General features: G+C 49.1%; 9 protein-coding genes. All 9 read left to right on the top strand.

Going from position 1 to position 8,867, the window contains the following annotated elements:
* On the top strand, positions 1-637 hold a 637-nt coding region (mtnA, locus tag LBO03_10580), incomplete at its 5' end, for an S-methyl-5-thioribose-1-phosphate isomerase (protein ID MDR3350017.1).
* A 12-nt stretch (positions 638-649) separates the two neighbouring features.
* Positions 650-1,897: an adenosylhomocysteinase gene (locus tag LBO03_10575; GenBank protein MDR3350016.1), complete on the top strand. Its 1,248-nt coding sequence runs from the start codon at positions 650-652 to the stop codon at positions 1,895-1,897.
* Positions 1,894-2,565, top strand: coding sequence for a class II aldolase/adducin family protein (locus tag LBO03_10570; protein MDR3350015.1), 672 nt, complete (start codon positions 1,894-1,896; stop codon positions 2,563-2,565). The genes LBO03_10575 and LBO03_10570 overlap by 4 nt, the downstream gene beginning before the upstream one ends.
* Position 2,566: 1 nt before the next feature.
* The gene (locus LBO03_10565) at positions 2,567-3,838 is read left to right on the top strand and encodes an amidohydrolase (protein ID MDR3350014.1); all 1,272 of its coding nucleotides are present in this window, start codon (positions 2,567-2,569) and stop codon (positions 3,836-3,838) included.
* A gap of 28 nt (positions 3,839-3,866) precedes the next feature.
* Positions 3,867-4,703 (top strand): sulfide/dihydroorotate dehydrogenase-like FAD/NAD-binding protein, encoded by an 837-nt coding sequence (locus LBO03_10560; protein ID MDR3350013.1) that lies wholly within the window; start codon positions 3,867-3,869, stop codon positions 4,701-4,703.
* Positions 4,694-6,103, top strand: a complete 1,410-nt coding sequence (gene gltA, locus LBO03_10555; GenBank protein MDR3350012.1) for an NADPH-dependent glutamate synthase — start codon at positions 4,694-4,696, stop codon at positions 6,101-6,103. The genes LBO03_10560 and gltA overlap by 10 nt, the downstream gene beginning before the upstream one ends.
* A gap of 38 nt (positions 6,104-6,141) precedes the next feature.
* Positions 6,142-6,651 (top strand): hypothetical protein, encoded by a 510-nt coding sequence (locus LBO03_10550; GenBank protein MDR3350011.1) that lies wholly within the window; start codon positions 6,142-6,144, stop codon positions 6,649-6,651.
* 97 nt (positions 6,652-6,748) lie between these two features.
* Complete coding sequence (locus tag LBO03_10545; protein ID MDR3350010.1) at positions 6,749-7,597, top strand: GGDEF domain-containing protein; 849 nt, start codon at positions 6,749-6,751, stop codon at positions 7,595-7,597.
* 410 nt (positions 7,598-8,007) lie between these two features.
* Positions 8,008-8,664: a transcriptional repressor LexA gene (gene lexA / locus LBO03_10540; GenBank protein ID MDR3350009.1), complete on the top strand. Its 657-nt coding sequence runs from the start codon at positions 8,008-8,010 to the stop codon at positions 8,662-8,664.
* The last annotated feature ends 203 nt before the right edge of the window (positions 8,665-8,867 follow it).

Genomic DNA, 8,867 nt, shown 5'->3' with positions numbered 1-8,867 from the left:
GGCCAATAAAAAAATAGGCGAGTATGGCGCGGCTGTTTTGCCGGGAAAATGCGCCGTTTTTACTCACTGCAACGCCGGCGCGCTGGCAACTTGCGGTTGGGGAACGGCTCTTGGGGTTGTCCGCGCGGCTTTCGGCCAAGGCAAAATCACCATGGTATATGCCGGCGAAACAAGGCCGCTCCTGCAGGGCGCGCGCATAACCGCCTGGGAACTCGCCGCGGACGGCATTCCCGTAACGCTCGTAACAGACAGCATGGCGGGCTGGGTAATGAAAAAAGGCATGGCGCAGCTTGTCATAACCGGTGCCGATCGGATAGCCCCCAACGGCGATACGGCCAATAAAATCGGTACTTTTTCCTTGGCGGTATTGGCCAGGAGGCATAACATACCTTTTTATATTGCCGCGCCGGTATCGACAATTGATTTTTCCATTAAAACCGGCGAGGAGATACCGATTGAAGAGCGGGCGGACGAAGAGGTGAAAAGTTTTGGCGGCGCGCTTGTCGCGCCCCACAACGTAAAGGTGTTCAACCCCGCCTTTGATGTAACGCCCAATGAACTCATTTCCGCCATAATAACGGAAAAAGGGGTGCTATATCCGCCTTATGAGGGAAAAATAAGCAGTTTAACAAAGTAAGGAGCAAATAAAATGTCGGAAAGTATAATCAAAGATATAAAACTTGCCCCTGTCGGCTGGCAAAAAATAAACTGGGCGAAAGAATATATGCCGGTATTGGGGAAAATAGACGAAAAATTCAGCGCGGAAAAGCCCCTCGCCGGCAAAAATATAACCGTAACCATCCATCTGGAGGCCAAGACGGCTTATATGGCGCTGGTGCTGAAAAATGCGGGCGCCAATGTCGCCATAACGGGCAGCAATCCTTTGTCTACGCAAGATGAAATAGCGGCGGCGCTAGTTGAGGCCGGCATAAAGGTTTACGCGACGCACAACTGCACAAGCGCGGAATATGACGCTTACATTGCCAAGGCCATTGACATTCGGCCTGACCTTATTATTGACGACGGGGGCGATCTGGTCGCGCAATTGCACGGCGAGCGAAAGGCGCTGGCCGACAAAATAATCGGCGGTTCGGAAGAGACGACGACCGGCGTCCATCGCCTGCGTAGCCTTGAACAGGCCGGCCGGCTGGCATTTCCAATGATCGCGGTTAATGACGCTTATTGCAAATACTTGTTTGACAATCGTTACGGCACGGGCCAGTCCGCCTGGGACGGCATATTGCGCACTACCAACCTTGTCATTGCCGGCAAAAAAGTAGTGGTGGCCGGTTATGGATGGTGCGGCAAAGGCGTGGCTATGCGCGCCAGAGGGCTGGGCGCCAATGTCATAGTAACTGAAATAGATCCGATAAAAGCGGTGGAAGCGGTTTTTGACGGGTTTACGGTGCTGCCTATGCGGGAGGCCGCCAAAATGGGGGACATATTTATTACTGTAACCGGTTGTACGGACGTGCTGGTCAAAGAACATTTCATGGCCATGAAAAACGGCGTTGTACTTGCCAACGCGGGGCATTTTGACGTGGAAATAAATAAAAACCACTTGGCCGCCCTGAGCGTAAAAAAGCCTTATGAATCACGGAAAAACATCCTGACCTACACAATGGCCGATGGGCGCCGGCTCAATCTCCTTGGCGAAGGGCGTTTAGTCAATTTAGCTTGCGGCGACGGCCATCCGGCGGAGATAATGGATCTTTCCTTTACGATGCAGGCGCTCTCAATGGTTTATCTTTTGGAGAACGCCGGCAAGTTGGAAAACAGGGTATATAACTTGCCGGATGAACTGAGCGTTAAAGCCGCCCAAATCAAACTTGCCGCCATGAACACGGAAATAGACTGCCTGACTAAAACACAGAAAGAATATATGGGCATGGCATGAATAAAGCGACTTTGGCCGTATGCAGAAAAATAGTTGAGACAGGCCGGCTGCTCTTGCAGGCTAAACTGACAGAAGGCGTCTGGGGAAATGTCAGCGCGCGCACGGGAAAGAAAGGCCTCATAGCGATTACGCCTTCCGGCCGCGCTTATGATACGCTTTGTTATAAGGACATTTGCATCATTGACGCGCAGGGAAAACCGCAAAAAAATACCTTTGCGCCCTCATCCGAATGGCCTTTGCATATCGCTATATATAACGCCCGCCCAGACGTGAAGGCGATCATACATACGCACAGCGTTTACGCGAGCGCGTTTGCCGTAGCCGGGCAGCCTATTCTGCCGGTGGCGGAGGACATGGCACAGATTGTCGGCGGGCAAATAGACGTGGGCGGATACGCTTTGCCCGGAACCGCGTCGCTGGCTGCCAATGCGGTTGACGCCCTTGCCGGCAAAAACGCGGTATTATTAAAAAATCACGGTTTGGCCGTTTGCGGGCGCAATCTTACCGAAGCGCTGACGGTTGCCGTTATCGTGGAGAAGACCGCCAAAATCTTCCTGTACGCGAAACAACTTGATGCCGAAACAGGCGGCATAGCCGCTGAAGATGTTAAAATACTGCGTGATTTTTACCTTGACAAATATAGCAGGCAGCAATTAGTGAGGGATTGAGATGCCAAACATATTGATTAAAAATGTCAGCATGGTTGACCGGCCGCATAAGGCGCACATAGGCGTAACGAATGATGTCATTTCTTTTGTCGGCGAAGAGTTGCCGGCTGATTTTTCCCCTGACATTACAATTGACGGCGAAGGCAAATTGGCGGCGCCGGGTTTTGTCAATGCGCATACCCACGCTTCCATGACTCTTTTGCGCAGTTACGCCGACGACATGCGGCTGATGGACTGGCTGAAAAATAAAATATGGCCGGCGGAGGCCACTTTTGACCGCAATGATATTTATTGGGGCGCGATGCTGTCAATAGCGGAAATGTTACGCTCCGGCACCACGACTTTTGCCGACATGTATTATTTTATGGACGACGTTGCCAAAGCCGTTGAAGAAACAGGCATACGCGCAGTCTTGTCGCGAGGGCTGACCGGCGGGGACGACAGCGACGGCAAATCGCTGGCCGAAAACGAGGATCTTTACCATAAATGGCATAATGCCGCCGATGGACGCATCACGGTCATGTTCGGCCCGCACGCGCCTTATACCTGTTCCGGCAAGTTTATTAAAAGAATTGTCGCGGCGGCGGGCAGATTAGGCGCGGGCATACATATGCACTTGTCGGAAACGGCGGATGAAGTTGAAAATTGCCTGAAGCAAAACGGCAAGACGCCCATCGCCTGGATGGGTGAACTCGGCTTGTTTGAACTGCCGACACTTGCCGCGCATTGCGTTTTCGCCACCAAAGAAGAAATTGCCATCATGCGGGCGAAAAACGTCGCGGTAGCGCATAACCCGCAGAGCAACCTTAAACTGGCCAGCGGCATAGCTCCCGTGCCTGATATGCTGAACGCCGGGGTGCTGGTGGCTCTCGGTACGGACGGCGCCTCCAGCAATAACAATCTTGACCTTTTGGAAGAAATGCGGCTGGTTTCCATTCTGCACAAAGGCGTGACCGGAAACCCTTTGGTCATACCCGCCCGGGAAGCTTTTGATATGGCGACAATAAACGGCGCCAAAGCGCTCCGGATTGACAATTGCGGCTATCTTGCCGCCGGCGCGAAAGCCGATATAGTCTTGTTCGACATTGACAAAATACATTGGCATCCCAAATTCAACCTCTGCCAACTTATGGTTTACGCCGGACAGTCGGCCGATGTGGATACGGTCATGGTAAACGGGAAAATACTCTTGGAAAAAGGCCGCTTGAATACCATTGACGAAGAAAAAGTGAAATACGAAGTAAATAAGCGCGTCCAAAAATTTGCTTCTTAGGCACGGCATTTTGCGGAGGTATTTTTTAATGGCAAAAATTTTGTCCAAACGGGAATTTTCGCCCGGGGTCAAAGAATATACGCTTGACGCTCCTCTGATTGCGAAAAAATGCCAAGCGGGACAGTTTGTAATTATCCGCACCGATACGCACGGCGAACGCATACCGTTGACGATCGCCGACTTTGACCGCGACGGCGGAACCATAACCATTGTGGTGCAAGAAGTAGGCAACAGCACCAAACATCTTGGCGAATCTTTCGGAGTGGGCGATGAAATACTGGATTTGCTCGGCCCTTTGGGGCGGCCATCGCATATAGAGAATTTCCGAACGGCCATTTGCATAGGCGGCGGCATAGGTGTCGCGCCTGTCTACCCGATTGCGCGGGAGTTGAAAAAAGCCGGCAATAAAATTATATCCATTATCGGCGCGCGCAATAAGGATTTGATCATTTTCGAGGAAAAAATGCGCGCAACAAGCGATGAATTGTTTATAACGACCGATGATGGCAGTATTGGGCGCAAAGGTTTCGTTACAGACCCATTGCGGGAAATTCTGCGGGCAGGGGGAAAGCCCGGCCTTGTTTTGGCTATTGGCCCGGTCGTGATGATGCGTAATGTTGCCGCCGTTACCAAAGAATACGGAGTATATACTGTTGCCAGCCTCAACAGCATTATGGTGGACGGGACTGGGATGTGCGGCGGCTGCCGCGTAGCCGTTGGCGATGAAACGAAATTCGTCTGCGTGGACGGGCCGGAATTCGATGCGCATCTGGTCGATTTTACAAATCTTATGCAAAGACAGCAGATGTACAAAGAACAGGAAGCGTTAGAATATAGTTGCGGGGGGCATTGCCAATGCCTGTAGACAGACACCCCATGCCCGAACAGCCGGCTGGCGTACGCAACAAAAACTTTGACGAAGTGGCGCTTGGCTATGACCTTGAAACCGCTTTTGCAGAAGCGGGACGCTGTTTGCAATGCCAAAATGCCCTTTGCCAGACCGGTTGCCCGGTAAACATTGACATTCCGCGTTTTATAAAGAATTTGCGCGAAAAAGACATGGCTTCCTCCATCGCTGTGCTTAAAAGCAAAAACAGCCTGCCGGCCGTATGTGGGCGCGTATGCCCACAGGAAAGCCAATGCGAGGAAAAGTGCGTTTTGGGCCGCAGGGGACAACCGATAGCTATCGGGCGGCTGGAACGTTTTGTCGCCGATTACGCCCGTGAACAACAGCTTGGCCTTGCGCCCGCGGCAGCCGCCGAGGAGAAAAACAGAGGGAAAGTGGCCATCGTGGGCAGCGGCCCGGCCGGACTGACTGTGGCGGGGGATTTGAGCCGCATGGGCTACGGCGTTACCATTTTTGAAGCGCTGCACGAACCGGGCGGCGTCCTTATGTACGGTATCCCGCAATTCCGTTTGCCGAAAGAAATCGTGCAATATGAAATAAGCCAGTTGAAATTGCTGGGAGTGAAGATTGAAGTCAATATGGTGATAGGCCGCTCCTATACAATCGGGGAATTGCTCGAGGAAGAAGGTTTCGATGCCGTATTCATAGGCACAGGCGCGGGGCTGCCACATTTCATGAATATACCGGGCGAAAATCTAAACGGCGTTTATTCCGCAAATGAATTTCTTACGCGCGCCAACCTCATGCGCTCTTATAAATTCCCCTTTGTCGCCACGCCGCTCGTTGTAGGCAAAAAGGCGGCGGTAATTGGCGCGGGGAACGTTGCCGTTGACGCCGCCAGGACTGCCAAGCGCTTGGGCGCTGATGCGGTAAGCATCGTCTATCGGCGTTCCGAAAAAGAAATGCCGGCCAGAAACGAAGAAATCGAACACGCCAAAGAAGAAGGCATTGTTTTTCACTTGCTGACCTATCCGGTAAAAATTATCGGCAATGATAAAGGTTGGGCAACCGCGATGGAATGCGTGCGCATGGAACTTGGCGAACCGGACGCCTCTGGACGGCGCAGCCCCAAAGAAATAAAAAACTCCAATTTTTTGCTTGACGCCGACACCGTAATTGTGGCGATAGGGCAGGGCCCCAATCCGCTTATACCCACTACGACCAAAGGCATGGACGCCAACAAACGCGGCAATATAATTGCCGATGAAAACGGGCGAACTACTAGGGACGGAGTCTTTGCCGGCGGCGATATCGTAACAGGGGCGGCAACAGTAATTTCGGCTATGGGAGCGGGGAAAGCCGCTGCCAAATCTATTCACGAATATATCATGTCTAAACGCGCAAACCCGGATAAATAATGTTGTTTTTCTATATCTATTGAGAAAGGGTGATACTTATGAGAAAGTACAAATTTGACCGAGCTCTTATCGGCGACATTGCTGTCGGCCGGCCGAACCTTGGCAACAAAATGGAGTTAGAGTCTTATCGTCTGATGCAGTTCACCCTTCGCGATGTCATAGAGGAAAAATACGGCGCGGACGAAACCGATCAGATCTTCTTTGACGCAGGCAAATTGGCAGGCAGGACATTTTTCGATATGCATATCGCGCCTGTTTCTTCTTTAGAGGAATTTGTCCGCAAGACCCAAACCGCGCTCAGAGAAAAGGGCATAGGTATATTGCGCATAGAAGAGGCTTCCATGGCGGACGGCAAGATCATGTTGACAATTGACGAAGATCTTGACTGCTCCGGGCTTCCGGAACTTGATTACGAAACCTGCATCTATGATGAAGGGTTTGTATCGGCCCTGTTTGAGGCTTATACAAATCAACCATGGTCCGCAAAAGAAATTGATTGTTGGTGTACCGGCGCCAGAACTTGCCGCTTTTCAGTAACAAAACAGTAATTTTTATATATTGCCGGATTCGGATGGCATTATGAACAATAACGGATCTCCGCTTGCTGATGACAATTTTAAATATCATGCTGTGAATACGATAGATATGACAACATTGTTGAAATCTATTGCGGCTTTGCTTTGCGACGTCAAAATAAACGAAGCCGACATTGGCGCGGAATTATTGAGCAATCCGGATTTTTTTAAAATATATAGCATCATAAAGGATTTGCGGACATTGAGTTCGTCTCTCAACAAAGGGGAACTGGACAAACTTGTCTACAACAAAGGCTTTATACTGGCAAACCTTAAAGCCTTGCAATCAAATTTGCGCCATTTGACTTGGCAGACCAAAAAAATATCCGAAGGGGATTTTTCGCAAAAAGTAGATTTTTTGGGTGATTTTTCGGATTCTTTCAATAAAATGACCGATAAGCTTAGGGAAAACAGCTTGTATCTAACTGAACTCGCCAGCCTTGACACCCTTACGCAAATACCGAACAGACGCGCCCTTGATGCTTTTATGGACAAAGCTTTTGCTAGTTGCCCGGAACTTTGCGTCCTTATGGCCGACATAGATTTTTTCAAAAAAGTAAATGACACTTACGGCCATGACATAGGCGACGAGCTATTGGTTCATGCGGCAAGTTTGCTCTCCAAACAAATCAGAAATTCTGATTTTGTGGCAAGATACGGCGGAGAGGAATTTGTCGCCATTTTGCCTGATACCAGCGTGGAAATCGCCACCAAGATAGCAGAGCGTATTTTGCAAGTAGTCAAAAACACTCCATTGGCTATCCCTAATACGGACACAATCATAACTTTGACATTGAGCATTGGCGTAAGCTGTAAAAGGCCGGACGACTCCTCGGTGCAGGACGTTTTAAAACGCAGCGATAAGGCTCTGTATGAAGCGAAAAACAATGGCCGTGATCAATATCGTATTATTTCTTGATTTTTATTTATCCAATCCTGTTCACTTGACATAACGTATATTATCGGACGTAAAAGTAGTGGCGCCAAAAACCATTTTTGCGGCTAATTTATCTACGGCTCTCGCGCTTTGATCTTTATGCGTCCATCAAGGCAACTCTGCCCGGATTATATTTAACTTCTTTATTTAATGCCTATGCAATCTTTCTGCAATCTATTCCGTGCGGCGCAATTTGTTTTTGCTGAACCAACGCAAATTGCTATGCTTTGAATGATTTGACTATTCTTATTGGTGCTGGTTTGGGTTTGCTTTTCTTTTTAACCTTTTGTTTGTTGTTTTTCGTGTTCTTTGGAATCTTGGTTCTTGGCTCAAACGTAAGTAATGCGGTTGTTTTAAAAACGCCATTTATTCTTAATCCGGAGGCTGACAAATTGACCAAAAAAGCAACAAACAGTCCATTCGATCAAGAACCGTCCTTAACCAAAGCCCAGACCGATATATTGGAATATATCAGAAACTTCGTGCGGACAAATGGGTATCCTCCTTCCGTGCGCGAAATCGGCAAAGCGGTCGGGTTTGCCTCAAGCGCCAGCATACACGCGCATTTGCGCAAACTGGAATCCGCCGGTTATCTCCAGCGCAATCCTTTCAAATCGCGTACCGTGGAAGTAACCCAAGACGCCATGCTGCGCCAACAGACAATGGTTCCCGTGCCTTTAGTCGGCCGGGTAACCGCCGGCCAGCCGATATTGGCCGAAGAGAACATTGAGGCGACCTACCCCCTACCCGCCGAATTTATCGGAACTCGCTCGGGCGACGATGTTTTCATGCTGACAATAAGCGGCGACAGCATGGTCAACGCAGGCATTTTAGACCGTGACATAGTATTGGTTCGCCGCCAGCAAACAGCCGACAACGGCGACATTGTGGTGGCTTTGCTGCTTGAGGAAAACCAGGCTACGGTAAAGCGTTTCTTCCGCGAATCAAATCGCATAAAGTTACAACCAGAAAATGAATTGATGCAGCCTATATATTCCGATAATGTCGCGGTTTTGGGAAAGGTTATAGGTGTTTTTCGTTTTTTATAGCAAATAATGTATTCAAAATCATAATATATTGTATTTTATTTTTAGGATCTATAGTTTGATTTATCTTTGCAAATAGCCATTATATAAATAACGATAGCATACATGGAGAAAAAATAGGCATTTTTGTATTTAATTTTTCTGTTTATTGTATTTGGGTTTTTGTTTGCTTTGAACGGTATTGATTTATTGCGCTACTTATTTAA

Source organism: Acidaminococcales bacterium (assembly GCA_031290885.1).
Lineage (GTDB): Bacteria > Bacillota > Negativicutes > Acidaminococcales > JAISLQ01 > JAISLQ01.
This window is presented reverse-complemented; position numbering and strand designations above follow the sequence as displayed.

Excerpts from the sequence above, each read along its gene's own strand:
- LBO03_10550 (MDR3350011.1), top strand. The coding sequence starts at position 6,142 with ATGAGAAAGTACAAATTTGACCGAGCTCTTATCGGCGACATTGCTGTC.
- LBO03_10575 (MDR3350016.1), top strand. The coding sequence starts at position 650 with ATGTCGGAAAGTATAATCAAAGATATAAAACTTGCCCCTGTCGGCTGG.
- LBO03_10565 (MDR3350014.1), top strand. The coding sequence starts at position 2,567 with ATGCCAAACATATTGATTAAAAATGTCAGCATGGTTGACCGGCCGCAT.
- LBO03_10545 (MDR3350010.1), top strand. The coding sequence starts at position 6,749 with ATGACAACATTGTTGAAATCTATTGCGGCTTTGCTTTGCGACGTCAAA.
- LBO03_10570 (MDR3350015.1), top strand. The coding sequence starts at position 1,894 with ATGAATAAAGCGACTTTGGCCGTATGCAGAAAAATAGTTGAGACAGGC.
- gltA (MDR3350012.1), top strand. The coding sequence starts at position 4,694 with ATGCCTGTAGACAGACACCCCATGCCCGAACAGCCGGCTGGCGTACGC.
- LBO03_10560 (MDR3350013.1), top strand. The coding sequence starts at position 3,867 with ATGGCAAAAATTTTGTCCAAACGGGAATTTTCGCCCGGGGTCAAAGAA.